Annotated in this window: 15 protein-coding genes; all 15 read left to right on the top strand. The window is 61.3% G+C overall.

Features of this window, described 5'->3' with window-relative positions:
• Positions 1 to 10: 10 nt before the first annotated feature.
• The 15 genes from AC1DF4_RS10420 (at position 11) to AC1DF4_RS10350 (ending at position 17,245) form a co-directional block, all read left to right on the top strand.
• Entirely contained in the window at positions 11 to 820 is an 810-nt protein-coding gene (locus AC1DF4_RS10420) for an SDR family NAD(P)-dependent oxidoreductase (protein WP_476912828.1), read from the top strand.
• Between the two features lie 107 nt (positions 821 to 927).
• On the top strand, positions 928 to 2,085 hold the full coding sequence (locus AC1DF4_RS10415) for a serine hydrolase domain-containing protein (RefSeq protein WP_476912827.1): 1,158 nt from the start codon (positions 928 to 930) through the stop codon (positions 2,083 to 2,085).
• 24 nt (positions 2,086 to 2,109) lie between these two features.
• Entirely contained in the window at positions 2,110 to 4,353 is a 2,244-nt protein-coding gene (locus tag AC1DF4_RS10410; RefSeq protein WP_476912826.1) for a cytochrome P450, read from the top strand.
• A 9-nt stretch (positions 4,354 to 4,362) separates the two neighbouring features.
• Positions 4,363 to 4,869, top strand: coding sequence for an HtaA domain-containing protein (locus AC1DF4_RS10405; RefSeq protein ID WP_476912825.1), 507 nt, complete (start codon positions 4,363 to 4,365; stop codon positions 4,867 to 4,869).
• A gap of 187 nt (positions 4,870 to 5,056) precedes the next feature.
• Entirely contained in the window at positions 5,057 to 7,336 is a 2,280-nt protein-coding gene (locus tag AC1DF4_RS10400) for a cytochrome P450 (RefSeq protein WP_476912824.1), read from the top strand.
• Positions 7,337 to 7,388: 52 nt separating this feature from the next.
• Positions 7,389 to 8,597 (top strand): cytochrome P450, encoded by a 1,209-nt coding sequence (locus AC1DF4_RS10395; protein ID WP_476912823.1) that lies wholly within the window; start codon positions 7,389 to 7,391, stop codon positions 8,595 to 8,597.
• Positions 8,594 to 9,394 carry an SDR family NAD(P)-dependent oxidoreductase gene (locus tag AC1DF4_RS10390; RefSeq protein WP_476912822.1) on the top strand — a complete coding sequence of 267 codons (801 nt, stop codon included), beginning with the start codon at positions 8,594 to 8,596 and terminating at the stop codon, positions 9,392 to 9,394. The genes AC1DF4_RS10395 and AC1DF4_RS10390 overlap by 4 nt, the downstream gene beginning before the upstream one ends.
• Positions 9,378 to 9,815, top strand: a complete 438-nt coding sequence (locus tag AC1DF4_RS10385) for an HtaA domain-containing protein (protein ID WP_476912821.1) — start codon at positions 9,378 to 9,380, stop codon at positions 9,813 to 9,815. The genes AC1DF4_RS10390 and AC1DF4_RS10385 overlap by 17 nt, the downstream gene beginning before the upstream one ends.
• A 49-nt stretch (positions 9,816 to 9,864) precedes the next feature.
• Positions 9,865 to 11,052 carry a serine hydrolase domain-containing protein gene (locus tag AC1DF4_RS10380; protein ID WP_476912820.1) on the top strand — a complete coding sequence of 396 codons (1,188 nt, stop codon included), beginning with the start codon at positions 9,865 to 9,867 and terminating at the stop codon, positions 11,050 to 11,052.
• 72 nt (positions 11,053 to 11,124) lie between these two features.
• Positions 11,125 to 11,853, top strand: coding sequence for a GntR family transcriptional regulator (locus tag AC1DF4_RS10375; RefSeq protein WP_476912819.1), 729 nt, complete (start codon positions 11,125 to 11,127; stop codon positions 11,851 to 11,853).
• A 336-nt stretch (positions 11,854 to 12,189) separates the two neighbouring features.
• Positions 12,190 to 13,209: an ABC transporter substrate-binding protein gene (locus tag AC1DF4_RS10370; protein ID WP_476912818.1), complete on the top strand. Its 1,020-nt coding sequence runs from the start codon at positions 12,190 to 12,192 to the stop codon at positions 13,207 to 13,209.
• A gap of 41 nt (positions 13,210 to 13,250) precedes the next feature.
• A complete protein-coding gene (locus AC1DF4_RS10365) occupies positions 13,251 to 14,024 on the top strand; it encodes an ABC transporter permease (protein ID WP_476912817.1) in 774 nt (257 codons plus the stop codon).
• 14 nt (positions 14,025 to 14,038) lie between these two features.
• Complete coding sequence (locus tag AC1DF4_RS10360; protein ID WP_476912816.1) at positions 14,039 to 14,950, top strand: ABC transporter permease; 912 nt, start codon at positions 14,039 to 14,041, stop codon at positions 14,948 to 14,950.
• A gap of 2 nt (positions 14,951 to 14,952) precedes the next feature.
• The gene (locus AC1DF4_RS10355) at positions 14,953 to 15,741 is read left to right on the top strand and encodes an ABC transporter ATP-binding protein (RefSeq protein ID WP_476912815.1); all 789 of its coding nucleotides are present in this window, start codon (positions 14,953 to 14,955) and stop codon (positions 15,739 to 15,741) included.
• A 16-nt stretch (positions 15,742 to 15,757) separates the two neighbouring features.
• Positions 15,758 to 17,245: an aldehyde dehydrogenase gene (locus AC1DF4_RS10350; protein ID WP_476912814.1), complete on the top strand. Its 1,488-nt coding sequence runs from the start codon at positions 15,758 to 15,760 to the stop codon at positions 17,243 to 17,245.
• Positions 17,246 to 17,251: the final 6 nt, after the last annotated feature.

The following is a 17,251-nucleotide window of genomic DNA, read 5'->3' as shown; positions in this document are numbered from 1 at the left end:
AAGGCACATCGTGACTCTTCAAGGGAAAGTGGCATTCGTCACCGGAGCCGCCTCCGGAATCGGACTGTCCACCGCAAAGGCTCTTGCGGACGCAGGCGCCGCGGTGGTTGGTGCCGACATGTCCGAGGCTGCCCTGGACCGCGAGTTCTCTGCCATCCCCCGATCGCTGTCGATCCCCCTGGACGTCACGAGCAGCGTCGCCGTCAACGATGCCTTTGGCAAACTGGACGCAAAATTCGGCCGCCTCGACGTGGTCATCAACGCAGCTGGCATTAACGCGCCGTCCAAGGCCGCGAACGACAAGCTCGTTGACACCAACGTCCGCGCCTTCCGGGCAGCACGGGCAGGCGAGGACTTCTTCCCCGACTTCCTCGGTGACATCACGGATGACGATTTCCGCCGGGTCCTGGAAGTCAACCTGTTCGGGCCGTTCTACGTCATGCGGGCGGCCGCCCCGCTGCTCAAGCGCACCGGCGGAGGTTCCATAGTCAACGTTTCCAGCTCGGCTGCCCTGCTCGGCGTGCCGATGCCGCTGTACTACCCGGCGTCCAAGGCGGGCGTCCTCGGCATGACCAGGGCGGCGGCCGCCGAGCTGGCACCGTTCAACATCAGGGTCAACGCGATCGCCCCCGGCGCCGTGGACACCCCGCTGTTCCGTCAGCAGCCGGAGGAGATCACGGGGATGCTGATCGGCATGCAGCCCATCAAGCGGCCCGCCACCCCGGAAGAGATTGCGGCCACGATGCTGTTCCTGGCCAGCGAAGCAGGCGCCTACTACACCGGGCAGACCCTCTCGCCGTCCGGCGGCCTGCACATGTAGGGCCGATGCCTCCCACAGCAGCCTCCCGCCGCCGTCGAACGCACGACGGCGGACTGCCGTCACCACCCCGTTCATTCCCCTTTACGCCAGCTACCAGGAGCAGGACCATGACCCACGGACTCAACGCCGAGACCATCGACCTACTAGAGCAGACCATCCGCAACGACATCAGTGCAGGCGACTACGACGGCGCCCGCATCATCGTGGCCCGCCACGGCGAAGTTGCCCTCGACGCAAGCCTCGGCTGGGCGGACCGTGCCGCCGGCCGCGCCATGGCGACGAACAGCATCTTCCGCGTGCTGTCACTGACCAAGGCCTTCACGAACGCCCTGGTGTACCAGGCCATCGGCGAGGGCCGGCTGGCCCTGAGCACCCGCGTGGTGGACGTCATTCCCGAGTTCTATGGCAGCGACCGGTTCCGCGCCGGACGCAAGGACCGCGTAAACCTGGCACACCTGCTCACCCACCGCTCCGGTATGCCGGCCACGCCGGAACCGCTCCCAAATGCGCAGCTGGGAAACCTCAGCGACGTCATCGCCGCCATCTGCGAACTCGACGTCGTCCACGAGCCGGGCACCAACCTCACCTATTCACCCGCCGTCAACCATGCCCTGATGGGCGAGATGCTCCGCAGGGTCTACGGCGCCGATTCCTTCCGGGACCTGGCCGACAAGAATCTCTTCGGACCGCTGGGCCTCAAGGACACACGGTTCGGCCCCCTGGCGGACTGGAAGGACCGGATGGTTCCGCTCAGGGCCTACATCCCCGACTCCGGCTGGCTCTCGGCCAAGGACATTGAGGTCCTCGACGACGTCATCAACGAGGACGCGGAAATGCCGTGGGTGGGCTCCGCCAGCAGCGCCGCTGACGTTTTTGCTTTCGCCGAGATGATCCGCCGCAGGGGCGCCCACGAGGGCCGGCAGTTGATCGCGCCCGCCGTGCTGGACGCGGCCACCACGCTGCAGACCGGCGACATGACCAATGACCTGTACGCCATGATCGCCCGGTTGCGCGGCTGGGAAGAGCCCCCCGGAAACTTCGGCCTGGGCTTCTCCCTGAGCGGAACCGGAACGCACCCGTCCTTCTTTGGCCCCTTCACCAGTCCGCGTACCCACGGCAACTACGGTGCCGGATCCACGCTCTTCTGGATCGACCCGGAACGCGACATGACGTTCGTCTGCCTGACGGCCGGGGTCATGGACGAGGGCGACAACGTCCTGCGCTTCCAGAAACTCTCCACCATCGCCGCCTCCGCGGTCCTCTGACACCCCTTCCTCCTGGAGCACACCATGTCCATCAACACCATCGCCCCCGCCCACCGAGGCCCCCTTTCCCCCGGCTTCGACGCCATGGGCGATGACTACTACCGCGACCCCGCCCGGCATTTCGCCGACGTCCGCGAGGGCCGGCCGGCCTTCTTCTACCCGTACCTGAACGCGTGGATCATCACCCGGCGCGCCGACGCCGAAACCATCCTGCCGGACTGGCAGAAGTTCTCCAGCGCCAGCAACGGCGGATTGATCCCGGTCCCCGAGGCGTATCAGGAGATCATGCCGGCCGAGCTGATCTCCCGGATCCTGGTTGGGTCTGATCCGGCCGGGCACACGATTGCCCGGCGCGTGGCCCAGAAGGCGTTCCTTCAAGACCGGATGGAAGCGTTGCGGCCCGAAATCGAAGCCCGCGCCCACCGCATCATCGACAGGTTCGAGACGGAGGGGCACGCCAATCTGATGGACGCCTACTGCCTGGAGCTCACTACGCAGACGCTCCTTGCCCTGATGGGGCTCGGTCCGGAATTCGATTCCCTGATGCGCGGCCTCCGTGACGATTTCTTCCAGGTGCTCGCCAGCGCCCAGGAAAAGCTCGAAGAGCCGCGCCGCTCGGCAGTATGGGACAGCTACGTGTCAGCGCAGCTGACCCTGCGCCGGATTGTCCGCGAACGGCGGGACAGCCCGGCAGACGACCTCATCTCCGTCATGGCCCGGGACAAGGACCGGGAAGGCAACTGGTCCCTGTCCGAGGAACAGATCGCCCTGCACCTGAGTGAATTCGCCGCTGCCGGCACCGACACCACCGCCCAGGCCATGGCCAACGCGGTCATCTTCCTCAACGAGACACCGCCCGCACTCGCAGACGCCCTGGACGATCCCACGCTCTGGCAGCGGGTTTTTGACGAGACCGTCCGGCGCCGCCCGTCGTCCACGTTCGCTTCCCGGCGGGCCAACGTCGACGTCACCATCGGCGACGCCGACATCAAGGCCGGCGACATGATCTGGATCGCGCTGGCCAGTGTCAACACGGACCCGGACTACTATGACCGGCCTTTCGAATTCGACATCCACCGCGAGGACCCCAGGGACCACCTGGCGTTTACCAAGGGCCGGCACACCTGCCTGGGACAGCCGCTAGCCCGCGCACAGGGTTCCACCGGTCTGATGGTGCTCTTCCAACGACTGCCCAGCCTGCGCCCGGCCAGGGATTGGGGCCTGGACTTCGTCAGAATGGCCCTCCTGCCGGTCCGCAGAAGCCTGGACGTGCAGTGGGACGTGGCACCCAGGGCGGGGCGGCACGCCGTCGAACTCCCCGATGATCCGACGGCCACCCTGGAACTGACGGTGCGGGAGCTGCGGGAGGAGTCCGACGGCGTCGTATCCCTGACGCTCGTGGACCCGTCCGGGCTGCCGTTGCCAACCTGGCACCCGGGGGCACACATCGACGTCCACGTCGATGGCCATATCCGGCAATACTCCCTGTGCTCGCCCGGAGGAGGCCAGGACAACTGGCGGATCGGGGTGCTGAAGGAGGTCAACGGGCGCGGCGGATCGCTGGCCATTCACAACACCGTGGAGGCCGGGTCGACCCTGGTTGTCGGCCAGCCGCGCAATAACTTTGTACTCCAGCCGTCCCCGCACTACGTCTTCATCGCCGGCGGGATCGGCATCACGCCGATCCTGGCCATGGTGGAGCAGGCCGAACGCGAGGGTGCCGACTGGAGCCTTGTCTATGGCGGACGCTCACGCGCCACAATGGCGTTCCTGGAGGAGCTGGGCGTTTACGGTGACCGTGTCCTGTTCGTCCCGGAAGACACCGACGGCAGGGTGAACTTCACGTCCCTCTTGAAGGACGTCCGGCCTGAAACCCTGATCTATTGCTGCGGACCCGAGCCCCTGCTGAACGTCGTCGAAGGCGCCTCGGCGCACTGGCCCGCCGGCAGCCTGCACGTGGAGCGCTTCGTGGCCAAGGAAATCGACGTCAGCGGCGACGTCGCCTTTGAGGTCGAGTTCGTGGACAGCGGCGTCACGCTGACCATCCCCGCGGACAAGTCCATCCTCGAAGTTGCCCAGGCTGCCGGACTGCCCGCCCTGTCCTCGTGCAGCGAGGGGACTTGCGGCACCTGCGAAACCCCGGTCATTTCGGGTACACCAGACCACCGGGACTCCATCCTGACGGATGACGAGAAGGCCAGTTGCGACAGCATGTTCATCTGCGTCTCCCGGTCCCAGGGTGGCTGCCCGCTGAAGCTCGGGCTCTGAGTCATGGGAATGGAGCAGCTTCTGCTTGATGCCCCAGCGCTCCGCTGGGGCATCAAGCGGAGTTTCATCGACTATCTGTCCCGGCTGCCTGACGGCAGCGTCTCAGCAGACGCGGGGGCGTCCATCGTCAGCGGGAGCTACTTCCAGTTCGAGCCCGACGGCGGTGCGTCGGCGGCGGAGGCTGGGTGGCCGGCGGGCGTCCGCAAGTTTCGCGGCCAGGTGCGGCTCAGCGGCCATCAAGGAATGATGAGCCTGTTTGTCACGGACCCGTGGCTCGAATTCGGTGCTGAGGGCGTCTTGCTGAGCGTCGCGGACCCGCGGCGGACGCCGGGCAGCGAGGCCCGGCTGGAACTCCTCCGGCTGGCCGTGCCGCGTGGCCCGGAGTCTGCCGCGACGGAATGGACGGAACTGCCGGCGCAATTGGCTGCGGCCGGTGTCGAGCTCTTCAACGGCCAATACGTGGCTGGGGAGGAAATGGATCCTGTTCTCCTGGGCCGCGAGGTTCCGGGCAGGTGACGTGCTGACCCGCGGGATGCACTGCATTCAACTTGTGTCCCAAAGGCAGTACAGGCCCGTCACAATAGCGTCGGTACTGGCCTAAAAAGCTTTCATGTGTTGCCACCAAGCGATCCGTTGTGATTGCATGCAATAGGCTTGTATTTAGTGAACTTAGGCACGTGTAGGAGAAGGTGAGGGATTCAAAATGACCGAACTCACGGTGAACCGGGAGATCACGCGAGAACCTGCGTCGCATGTTTTCGATGCTCTCGGCGACGCCTATTTTCGCGACCCGGCGAAGCATTTCGCCGACATCAGGGACGAGATGCCGGTTTTCTGGTACCCCTACTTGAAATCTTGGGTCGTTACTCGAAAAGCAGACGTCGAGATGGTCCTGTCCGACTGGAAACGGTTCAGGAATGGGTTCAAGGGCGAATCAATCCACGTTCCGGAAGCATTCCAGCACATCATTCCGCGGGATTTGTTCTCCAACATCTTGATTGGGTCTGACCCGCCCCGGCACACGCGTAACCGCGCCATCGCTCAGCGAGGATTCGTGAAGTCACGAATGGATGCACTGCGCCCCGTCATAGAAAACCGGGCACATCGCATCATCGACTCGATTGAGCACAAGGGATCCGGCAACCTCATGGAGGACTACTGCCTGGAACTAACGACGCAGACTTTCATGGCGCTGGTCGGTCTTCCGCCTGAGGACGAACCGATGATGCGCCAGCTCCGAAATGACATGTTCATGATTCTTGGCTCAGCACTTGAGCCCATGCCGGAACCGACCTTGACCAATGTCTGGACCCGGTACACGGAGGCGCTGGTTCATATCGGCCAGGTCGCACGGGAACGTGCAGAAAACCCGGGAACGGATCTCATTTCTGAGATGGCCTCGGCACGGGACGAGGCCGGCCATCCCTTGATGTCACCCGAGCAGGTGGCCCTCCATATCGGGGAATTCGCCGGGGCAGCTACGGATACAACCGCCCAAGCGATGGCCAACGCCGTACTGTTCTTGGACCGGAATAGGGGAGTCCGTGAACGGGCACTGGGCGATTCCTCGCTATGGCCGGTCGTTTTCGATGAAACGGTCCGGCGTCGACCGTCAGGAACCGGGACCCGATGGGCAACAGAAGATGTAGAGATCGCTGGCGTACAGATCAAAGCCGGTGACGCTATCTGGCTGGGATTGGCTTCGGCGAATACCGACCCCGACTACTACGATCGTCCATTCGACTTCACGCTCGACCGGGAAGTCGGCGACCATCTGGCCTTCACGAAGGGCCGGCACACCTGCCTGGGACAGCCCTTGGCTCGGGTGCAGGGGTCTACCGGACTGAGAGTACTGTTCGAACGGCTGCCATCTCTGGCACCCGACTCCGACATTCCCTTGGATTTCATGCAGCTGGCGCTCCTGCCGGTGCGCCGGACGCTCCCAGTGACATGGGACGTGGAGGCTGACGCGGGACGGTTCGAACCGACCCCGCCAAGCGAAGTAATTGGCGCCCCCGCACCCAAGGCACATCTCCAGGAAACCATGGGGCTTCGAGTCTCAAAGCGGGTGATGGCATCGGAATCGGTACTGGCGCTGGAATTCGAACACCCACTCGATGAGGAGCTGCCGGAATGGATGCCCGGAGCGCACATTGACGTCTTGGTCGAAGACGGATCAGCCCGACAGTTTTCCTTGAGCTCAGATCCAGCGGACCGCACACGGTACCGCCTGGGCATCCTGCGGGATCCGGACGGAAATGGCGGATCGATGTACCTTCACGACAACGTCAATGTTGGGGACGTCTTAGCGGTCGGCCTGCCGAGGAACCACTTTGAGCTCGTTGAATCCGACGCGTACTTGTTCGTCGTGGGTGGCATTGGTGTCACACCCGTACTGCCGATGATCCATGCCGTCGAGGCTCAAGGCAAAGAGTGGAAGATGCTCTACCTTGGTCAGTCACGCAGGACGATGGCTTTCCTCGACGAGTTGGATCCCTACGGCGATAAGGTCACAGTCTGGCCGAGCGAGGAACGAGGCCGTGCAAGGCTAAGCGACTGGATCGGCGCTCCTGCCGAACGATGCAAGGTCTATGCGTGTGGGCCCAACAGAATGCTCGAAGAGACTGAAGACCTGATGAAAGCTTGGCCGTCGGGCGCACTCAAGATCGAGCATTTTGAACCCAAGACCATCTTTGTTGAAGGTGAAGACGAACCCTTCGAGGTGGAATTCACGGACAGCGGGATCACCGTCGCGGTTGGCGCCGACCAGACAATTCTGGAAGTAGCCGAGCAGATTGGCGTCAACGTCTTTTCATCGTGCCAGGAAGGCACGTGTGGAACCTGCGAAACTCCGCTTCTGTCGGGTCGGGTGGAACATCGGGATTCTCTCTTGACCGATGAAGAGAAGGACGCGCAGGACACCATGATGATCTGCGTCTCGCGAGCCGAACGCGGATGCCCAAAACTGCGCCTGAAACTTTGAGCCGGGTGCAGGTGTCACGGCACGCATGTGCAACTTATGAAAGGAAATCTCTATGGTGCAGGTCAGCGCTTTAGGGCCTACTGATACCGCTTCGACGGTTGAACTCCTGGCCGCCCAGCGGGAAAGCGGGGTAGTCCGGTCGGAACGTGGATTGGAAGTTCTTCGCTATCAAGAGGCGCTCGAGGCGCTTCGACATCCACAGTTGTTCCGGGCAAAGCTCTTTCTGTGGCGGCACGACCGCATCGGGTTGGGCCTTGGATTTGCGCGCGACTTCCTGACTCGGACGCTCAACTCGCAGGAAGGGGAGCAGCGTTCGCGACTGCGTAATCCGCTTGCGCGGATCCTTGCGCCGCGGTCAATCCGAAAACTGACCGACGGCGTTCATGACATCGTTGCCCAGATTCTGGATGACATCGACAATCCGGATGACGTGGACTTTCTCGGGGATGTTTGCTGGCGGCTGCCGTCGATGGTCTATTGCATGATGGTGTCAGCGCCGATGGATCTTGCTCCGACCATCCAACGGCTGTCCGACTCGATTCTCGCGCCGATGCTGACTGTCGACCCAACACGGGTGCAAGAACTGGAGGACGCCCGACGTGAGGCGTATGACCTTGCAGTGAAACACATCGAGGAGCGGCGGAGGAACCTGGGAGATGACTTCACGTCCGCTCTTATCCGTGAACAAATCGATGGAAACCTCACCGAACAAGAGCTTCACGATATCGGCGCAGCGCTGCTGGAAGCCTCGGTGGATAACACGGCTCATTCGGCCGCGATAACGGTGGCGCGACTGCTGGAACGCCCAGACGATTGGCACCGCCTCACAGAAGATCGCAGCCTTATTGCGGGCGCAACAGAAGAAACGATCAGACTATGGCCGCGGTTCAGGACCCATATGCGGTACGCGTCCGAGGACATGGAATTCGCCGGTGCCGCTTTGGCACGCGACGATATGGTCTTTGTCTCTGTCGCGGCTGCGCAGCAGGACCCCGCCGTATTCCCCGATCCGGAGAAGTTCGACATCACACGGCCGTTGGTCCCCGGCACGCTGGTATTTGGGCAGGGAAAGTACTCCTGCATAGGAATGCACCTCGCCCGTCTGGAAATGCACGTGCTGCTCGATGCTGTGCTTGAACGCTTCCCTAATGCCCGCCTCCTGGAGTTTGAGGAAGAAGAAGGCCCCTTCATCCGGTCTGTCACAAAATGCCGGATCTCATTGAGCGGCAACTACGAAGACTTTGAAAGGAAACACAGATGAGTTCGGATCTATTGGGTAAAACGATAATCGTGACTGGCGGTGCCCGCGGTCAGGGAGCAGCCGAAGCCAAGAAGCTGGTGCAGCTGGGTGCCAATGTTGTGGTCGGAGACCTTAATGAGGACGCCGGGGCCGAGCTCGTTACGGAGCTCGCCGGAGGACCGGGAACGATCCGGTTCTTCAAGCTCGATGTCACCGACGAGAACAACTGGCGCACACTGGTGCAGGAAGTGGCGGGGGCAACTGGGACCATTGACGGCTTAGTCAACAATGCCGGAATTGCGGTTCCTGGTCGTCTTGGATCGATCGATTTGGAATCCTGGAACAAGTCGTTCGCCGTCAATGTCACCGGTGCGATGCTGGGCATGCAGGCGGTCGCCCCACATATGCCCGAGGGCTCCTCCATCGTCAACATTGGGTCCGTCGCTTCGGTCATCGCCCACCACAACGCCGCTTACGGTGCGGCCAAGTGGGCGCTGCGCGGCCTGTCCAAGTCCGCTGCAGTCGAGTTCGCGCCGTTCGGAATCCGCGTCAATATGGTCCATCCCGGCTATATCAAGACCCCCTTGAACGCCAATGCTGATCCGCGCTTTCTAGAGACCCATCTGAAAATGACTCCTGCACGTCGTGGTGGAGAGGTCGATGAGATCGCCGATGCCGTGATCTTCCTGCTGTCCTCAGCATCCAGCTACATCACCGGCGTAGAACTTCCGGTGGACGGTGGTTTTTCCAGCCACGGCGGCAACATCGTTGTATTTGACGCCCTCGGACGACCGGAGCACCTTGAAAACATTTCTTGACTGGGGTGTCCGCAAGAATTGGCGTGCCTACGTGCTGGGGCTCTCTGACGGGCGCTTCCATACCGACGGTGGCATCATTCTGGAGAACCAGTCTGCACTCTTTCCTCTGCTGGACGATTCCAATTGGAGCGACGGGCGGGGAATCCTGAAATTTTCCGGCACCCTGCAGGCGTTCGGTCACTTCGGCATGTCCTTGGGGCACATCATCGACCCCTGGGTGGAGAAACACCAAGATGGCGTGCATCTGTCGGTCGTACGTTGGCCGGGCCAAAGTCACCGCATAACCATTGCCGATCTGCAAGGAAATCCGCAGAACGGCCAGTCAGGCGCAACGCTCACCCTTGAAGGCACAGAAGTCTTCGGTGGCGTCTACCAGGCCGGCACCGAGCTCGATCCAGTTTCGGTGGTCTCCAATCCCTGATGGGGCCAGGGACCACGTCCATTTAATCCACGAAGAGAAGGGAAACGCTATGACTCAAACATCGGTCGACGACCGGGCAGTCGAACGTCTATTGAACACCGTCCGTCAGGACATCGACGCCGGCCAATATGACGGAGCGGTTCTTGCCCTGGCCCACCGCGGCCAAATCATCGCACATGAGGCAATCGGCCAGACGGACGTCGACGCCGGACGTGCTGCACAGGCCGACGACGTCTTCCGCATCCTCTCCCTGACCAAAGCATTTACGGTTGCGCTTGTTTTTCGTGCAATTGATGCGGGGCTGTTGTCCCTGACCACCAATGTCGTGGAGATAATCCCCGAGTTCCGTTCTCCGGATCGGTTCCTTAACAAGGTCCGTGACAGGATCTCGGTGGCGGATCTCCTCACCCACCGGGCGGGCCTGCCCGCTACCCCCGAACCGCTGCCCTACGACCGCTTGGGCACCCTGTCTGAGGTGATTTCGGCAATCTGCGAAGCCGGTCCCATCGGTGAGCCCGGTCAAGCAATCGAATATAGCCCTGCTTTCAACCATGCGCTCTTGGGCGAGATGGCCCGCCGGGTACTCGGCCCGGAGCGCCGATACCGTGAACTCGTGAAGGAACACATCTTTGAGCCACTGGGGATGGGCGACACGGCGATTGGAGCGCGACCGGACCTTGGCGACCGCCTTGTGCCTTTGAAAGCGCGGTTCGAACCGTCCGGATGGCTTGGCCCCCGTGATATCGAAGCACTCAATGACGCTGTGGACGCTGAAGCTGAAATGCCCTGGGTAGGTGGCGTTTCTACTGCCTCGGATGTGTTGCGTTTCGCGGAGATGCTCCGTCGCGGCGGAGCGCTGGGGGAGACCCGGATACTGTCGAACGCGATTTTGCAGCGCGCCACGCGCAACCACACCGGCGACACGCCCAACAATTGGTGGATCCCGATGGCTGAACGTCGAGGATGGAAAGTCATGCCGGCAAATCTGGGGCTCGGGCTCTTCCTGCGGGGTGAGGGCCTTCATCCTTCTATCCTTGGAACACTCACTTCTCCGCAAACCTTCGGTAACTACGGTGCTGGCTCGAGCATCTATTGGGTGGATCCAGTCCGGGAAATGACCTTTGTTTGCCTGACCGCCGGGATCATGGAAGAAAGCGAAAATATAGTGAGGTTCCAAAAGCTATCCGACCTTGCAGTCAGCACCATAGTAACTGCAGACCACTATCCACCCCTCTAGCCAAGAGGGGCCCAATACGGTCCGACGCCCTCCGAAGTTCCCGGGCCAGGCGGCGGCCACGAAAACGAGACGATGATGGACACTGAACGCATTGAAGTGAAGCACGCCAAGGCCAAGGGCAGTGAGCCCGTAGGCCTCGATTTGCGCAACTTGGTGGTGAAGAGCGGTCACGGATCGACGACGGATGCGGTCACGGATGCCCTCAGGGAGGCTATCCTGACCGGACTTCTGCACCAGGACACATGGTTGCGTGAAGGCGAGCTGGCGGAAGCTTTGCAGGTGAGTCGGACACCAGTCCGCGAGGCTTTGCGGCGCTTGTCCGACGAAGGCATGACCCAAAGGGTAGCCAACCGTGGCACCGTTGTTGCGCCGATTACGTTCGAAGAGATCCTAGCTGTTTACTCGGTGCGGACCAGCCTGGAGGGGCTAGCCGCCCGGCTCGCCGCCTTGCGCAACCCCCCTGGACTCGTGGAGGAACTCATAGGTATCCAGCGGGAAATGGCCGAGGCAGTGCGGGATGACAGCGACGTCTCAGAGATCAACCTTCGGTTCCACAGGGCCATCAGGGACGCAGCAAGAAACCCATATCTCGAACGCTTCCTGGTCCAGGTGGAAAACGCCGTCCGACGGTTCGGCGAAACGACCTTCAATGTGCCGGGCAGGCTCGATGAAGTCCTGGTTGAACATCAGGCCATCATCGAGGCCATCGCAGCCAGCGATCCCGACACGGCCGAAGCGATGGCCACATCCCACATGCGTAAAGCCCGCGACGTGAGAACGCGGCAGATGCTCTCCCCGTAAAACTTCCATGCAACTTTGTGGAAACAGCGACCGAGCCGGCGATCTGTGCGTGACGTCTAGCGCAGCAGCGTTTTGTTACGGATCGGTGCCCTTCCTGACATTGCCCCAACCCTAGGAAAATCAACACATTTTGGCCGTGTCACGGCCTCCAGCTGCTTCGTCGCGCCATTTTTCGGTTCCGAGTCAAACCCTTTTCGCTTTCCAAATAACCCACTGTCGCAACAAGTAAGAAATACGTTGGCAGGGACAATCCGCTCATGTAGCATTCTCAGTGCATGCAATCTTGTGTGATCTAACTTACAAAAAACTTTGATTCAAGTCTCAGGAGGACCACCGATGTCGAAGAAGACATACACGCGACGCAAAGTTACGACCCTCGTTGCTGCCATGGCAGCGTCTGCCATGCTGGCCGCCTGCGGTGCCGGCGGACAAGCTCAGTCTTCCGGGAATGCCGCTAGCGACGAGAAGACTTCCCTCACCGTCCTTCGCACGAACGGAGGGCAGTTCGAAGGGATCCTGCTGGGCAAAGAGAAGGGTATCTGGGCTGAGAACGGTCTCACCCTTGACGACAAAATCGGCGCGGACTCTTCAGCGCAGCGCGTTCCTCCGCTGTTGAACAAGGAAGCGCACTTTGCCCAGATTGATGCCACGGCGATGATCCGGGCCGCTGCTGAAGGTCTTCCCGTGCAAATCGTTGGTTCCGTCCAAATCGCGCCGGACACCGGTGCCGCAGGATTTAAGCCCGCAGACGGGTTGATGGTCCCGCCGAATTCGCCGATCAAGAGCCTCAAAGACCTCGCCGGAAAGACTGTGGGTGTCCCCGCGTTGGGTGCGACCATCCACGTTACCGCCATGCTGGCCCTGGAAAAGGCCGGCGTAGACCCGAAGTCCGTCAAGTTCATTGCTCTTCCCGCGGCAAATCTGCTCTCCTCGGCCGAGGGGGGCCAAGTGGACGCCGTGACATTGTGGAGCAACTTCTATGGGCAGGCCCAGTCGAAGCAATTTACTGTTATCGGTCCTTCCGCGGGCGAAGTGATTAAGGGTATTCCGCAGATTGTTTGGGCCTCGTCCAAGCAGTACGCCAATGAAAGCCCCAAGGTGGTTGAACAGTTTCTGAACGCCAACGCCAAGGCCCAGGACTACGCCAATAGCCACCCGGAAGATCGACGCCGCTTGATGGGTGAGCTGACCAAGCTGCCCAAGGACTACATCCAAAACGTGTGGCTGGTCCCGTTCTCCAACCAGATCAACCGTCAGGGCGTGCAGGAACTGGCCGATGCACTGAAGCGCTTCGGATTCATCGATAAGGCGCCAGCCATGGACGACATCATCTGGAAGGGTGCCCAAACTGCCTGATCCAGGCAGTACAGGTAGCGGTCAGAGATTGAGGTGAAGTAGTGCGACAGCAAAAAATGACAGTCCTAGGGAGCCAGATCGGCGTAATCCTCGCCCTTCTGGTGATCTGGGAGTTGATCGCCCGGTCGGGGTTGGCTGCAGAGAATGCGTTTCCGCCCTTCTCGGCGGTGGCGGCGGAGTTGATACAGGGAATGCCAACTTCCAGATACTGGACCGCTGTGTGGCAGACCCTTCAGGGGGCGCTGCAGGGATTCCTGGTGGCTGCGGTAGTCGGGATTCCACTAGGTGTCGTGGTGGGCTTCTCGCCCTTCCTTGAAAAGTCCAGCCGCATCCTGGTCGACTTTGGACGATCCTTCCCCGCCATTGCCCTGCTACCCATTTTTGTGCTGTCGTATGGGTCGACCATCACCACAAAGACCATCGTCATCGCCGTCGGTTGCGTGTTCCCCATCTTTGTTCAGAGCTTCTACGGAGCTCGCCGGGTGGACCCAGCAATCGTCGAGACGGCCAAGGCGTTCCGTATTCCTGCAGGTATGCAACTCACTCGCATTGTTTTACCGAGTGCCGTTCCCTCGATCATGACCGGCTTGCGACTGGGCATTACGATGGCCGTCCTCCTATCGATCGGCGTGGAAATTCTCGCAGGCATACCGGGACTTGGCCAGCGGATTGCCGGCGCACAGCAGGATGGCGCATCGGCCGTAGCCTTTGCGTACATCCTGACGGCAAGTGCGCTGGGTTTTGCCGTCAGCAAACTGTCGCAGGCAGTTGAAAGCCGCCTGCTGCGGTGGCGACCACCAACGACCGTAAGTTGAGAGGGGACGGGCTCATGAACATCCAAAAGACCTTGCTCGACGCCGGGAAAATGTTGTGGCTGCCAGCCCTGGTCGTTGCCGCCTGGTGGGTTCTTTCCGGGACCTCGGAGAATTTCTACTTCCCACCCCTGTCCAAGATTTTCGACAAGATCATCTTCCAGGCCACCGAAGGAGCGCTTTGGGAGAACGTCCTGTTCTCCATGATCAACTTCATCATTGGTTTCGTCGTCGCTGGCATCGCCGGCATCCTGTTCGGCATTCTGCTGGGATCACTCCGACGCGTCCGTGTCGCGGTGTCCCCGCTGTTGGACTTCATGAGGTCCATGCCGCAGATCGCCTTGGTTCCCGTTGTCATCATGGCCTTTGGCATTGGACCGCAGCCCAAAGCGTTCCTTATCGGGTTCATCTGCTTCTGGCCGATCCTCCTGAACACCATTGACGGTGTCCGTGGACTCAATCCCCAGCTCCTTGAGGTCGCGAAGGCCTACCGGATCCCATATCCCGTCTACCTGATGCGGATGGTCCTCCCCGCTACACTGCCCACCATTATGGCGGGCATGCGAATCGCCATCGGCCTGGGCGTCGTCATGATGGTGGTCAGCGAAATGTATTCCTCGACGCGGGGAATCGGTTTTTACATCCTCCAGAGCCAAGAAAGCTACCGCATCACTGACGTCTGGGCCGGAACGATCGTCATTGGCCTCCTGGGCTATTTGATCTCCGTGGGCTTCGTCGCCGTCGAACGCTATCTCCTGGCCTGGTACTACCAGGTGGAGCGCCGTGGACTGCGCAGGTGGCCGCCTAACACCGCCGCCAAAAACGCAGCAGCACCGCCGGTGAGGAACCCCGTTGGCGAGCGTTTGAAAGAAGAGCTCACCGCAGATAAGGACTCTGAAGTAGTTGTGGCAACACGGAAAGGCGTTTGACCATGTCAAACCATACAAGCGACACCCTTTATGTCGAAGGACTCTCAAAGACCTACGGAGAGGGAAGCACGGCGCACCAAGTGCTGGGAGATGTGTCCCTCGAAGTTCACCCACAGGAGCTGGTGAGTCTCGTCGGTCCCTCGGGAGCTGGCAAGACCACACTCCTCCGCTGCCTCTCCGGGTTGCTTGAACCTACATCAGGGCAGGTCCGACTCGGCGACCGGCCGGTCAGCAAACCCATCGAAGATATTGCCGTGGTCTTTCAGGACTACCGCGGATCCCTTATGCCCTGGATGCCCGTCTCCGAGAACGTCGCCTTTCCCTTGCAGGGTAAAGGGGTGGCGAAGGCAGAGCGTGACCATCGAGCGCAGCAAGCCTTGGAAGCAGTAGGTCTGGGTGATGCCGGGAGCAAGTACCCGTGGCAATTGTCCGGCGGAATGCAGCAGCGCGTCGCTATCGCGCGAGCCTTGGCTTACGAGGCCCCTATCCTCTTGATGGATGAGCCATTCGGGTCGGTCGATGCGCAGACACGGTTCGATCTGGAGGACTTAACCCTCCGACTCCGCCGCGAAATGGGCATCACCATCGTGCTGGTGACTCACGACATCGACGAAGCGGTCTACATGGCCGACCGGGTTGTTGTCTTGGGCGGGCGACCGACTCGGGTGCTGGAAACCATCGACGTCGACCTTGGCGATGACAGGGATCAGATCAGCACCAAAGAAAACCACCTATTCGCAGAGCTCCGGTCGCACGTCCTGAACGAGGTCCGACACAATCCGGCGATTTAGGAAAGAGGAGATCACTGTGGTTGAAACAGCCATTCTCGACACCCGCATGCTTATTAACGGTCTCCGGGTCGAGCCCGACACCGACCGGACTATCCCCGTCTACAGTCCCCTCACAGGCCAAGTGCTCGCTGAAGTCGCCGACGCTACGGCGGAACAGGCGGCCGCAGCGATCAGTGCGGCCGAAGCCGCATTCGAAAGCTGGCGAACCACCAGTGGTGCTGAGCGCGCCCGTCTTATGCATCGCCTTGCCGATCTGCTCGATAGAGAGGCCGATTCGTTGGCCCGTCTCGAAAGCGCCGATAACGGGAAGCTACTTCGTGAAACATCAACACAGGCGAAGTTCACGGTGCGGAACTACCGGTTCTTCGCCGGAGCCGCCGACAAGATTTACGGACACACCATCCCCCTGGACGCATGGGAGACCTTCGACTACACGCGGCGGGAGCCTGTAGGCGTCGCAGTGCTCATTACGGCCTGGAACTCTCCGATGCAGTTGTTGGCCAACAAACTTGCGCCCGCCTTGGCAGCGGGTTGCACCGTGGTCATTAAACCCAGCGAAATTGCACCCCTCACAACCCTGAGCCTTGCCGGCATCATCGAGGAGGCGGGCTTCCCGCCGGGAGTAATCAACATTGTCACCGGCGGCCGGGATGCTGGTGTGGCTCTCACCACGGACTCCCGCGTCGGTCGGATCTCGTTCACCGGATCAGTGTCCACGGGGCAGGCCATCGCCCGCGCGGCCGCGGACGTCCTTGTGCCTGTGACACTCGAGCTTGGGGGCAAGAGCGCCAACATCGTCTTCGAAGACGCAAACCTCGACCGTGCTGTGCCAGGAGCGGTCGCTGGCATCTTCGCGGCCGGCGGACAGACTTGCATCGCCGGCTCCCGACTCCTTGTTCACGAATCAATCGCTTACGAGTTCACCCGCCGCGTCTCCGAAGTCGCCCAGACGATCCGGCTCGGAGATCCAGCGGATCCAAACACCCAAATGGGGCCAGTTGCATCAACCGCGCAACGAGACCGCATCCTCGCGATGATCGCCGATGCCAAAGCCGACGGATCCCGCCTGATCACCGGAGGCGGCACCCCCGCAGCCCCGGAGCTGGCTGACGGCGCCTTCGTGGAACCGACAATCTTCGTGGACGTGGATCCAGCATCTCGGTTGGCACAGGAGGAAGTCTTTGGCCCAGTACTGGCCGTCACAACCTTCCGCACAGACGAGGAGGCAATCGCCATTGCCAACAGCACGGACTTCGGCTTGGCATCGGGGATATGGACACAGAATGTGCAGCGCGCCCATCGCATCGCGCGGGACCTTGTGGCCGGCACCGTATGGATCAACACCTACCGCTATTCGGCCGCCCAGGCCCCGTTCGGAGGGGTCAAGCAGTCTGGCTACGGGCGGGAACGCGGCCTGGAAGCCCTCGACGAGTACTTGCGCACCAAGAACGTGTTGATGGATCTTTCCGACGACATCCGCGACCCATTCGCCATCAAGGCGTAAGGAAGG

This window comes from Arthrobacter sp. 05N429, assembly GCF_056397045.1.
This window is presented reverse-complemented; position numbering and strand designations above follow the sequence as displayed.

Bases quoted from the DNA above. Each gene is read 5' to 3' on its own strand.
- AC1DF4_RS10415 (WP_476912827.1), top strand. From the start codon at position 928: ATGACCCACGGACTCAACGCCGAGACCATCGACCTACTAGAGCAGACC.
- AC1DF4_RS10410 (WP_476912826.1), top strand. From the start codon at position 2,110: ATGTCCATCAACACCATCGCCCCCGCCCACCGAGGCCCCCTTTCCCCC.
- AC1DF4_RS10405 (WP_476912825.1), top strand. From the start codon at position 4,363: ATGGAGCAGCTTCTGCTTGATGCCCCAGCGCTCCGCTGGGGCATCAAG.
- AC1DF4_RS10400 (WP_476912824.1), top strand. From the start codon at position 5,057: ATGACCGAACTCACGGTGAACCGGGAGATCACGCGAGAACCTGCGTCG.
- AC1DF4_RS10395 (WP_476912823.1), top strand. From the start codon at position 7,389: ATGGTGCAGGTCAGCGCTTTAGGGCCTACTGATACCGCTTCGACGGTT.
- AC1DF4_RS10390 (WP_476912822.1), top strand. From the start codon at position 8,594: ATGAGTTCGGATCTATTGGGTAAAACGATAATCGTGACTGGCGGTGCC.
- AC1DF4_RS10380 (WP_476912820.1), top strand. From the start codon at position 9,865: ATGACTCAAACATCGGTCGACGACCGGGCAGTCGAACGTCTATTGAAC.
- AC1DF4_RS10375 (WP_476912819.1), top strand. From the start codon at position 11,125: ATGATGGACACTGAACGCATTGAAGTGAAGCACGCCAAGGCCAAGGGC.
- AC1DF4_RS10370 (WP_476912818.1), top strand. From the start codon at position 12,190: ATGTCGAAGAAGACATACACGCGACGCAAAGTTACGACCCTCGTTGCT.
- AC1DF4_RS10360 (WP_476912816.1), top strand. From the start codon at position 14,039: ATGAACATCCAAAAGACCTTGCTCGACGCCGGGAAAATGTTGTGGCTG.
- AC1DF4_RS10355 (WP_476912815.1), top strand. From the start codon at position 14,953: ATGTCAAACCATACAAGCGACACCCTTTATGTCGAAGGACTCTCAAAG.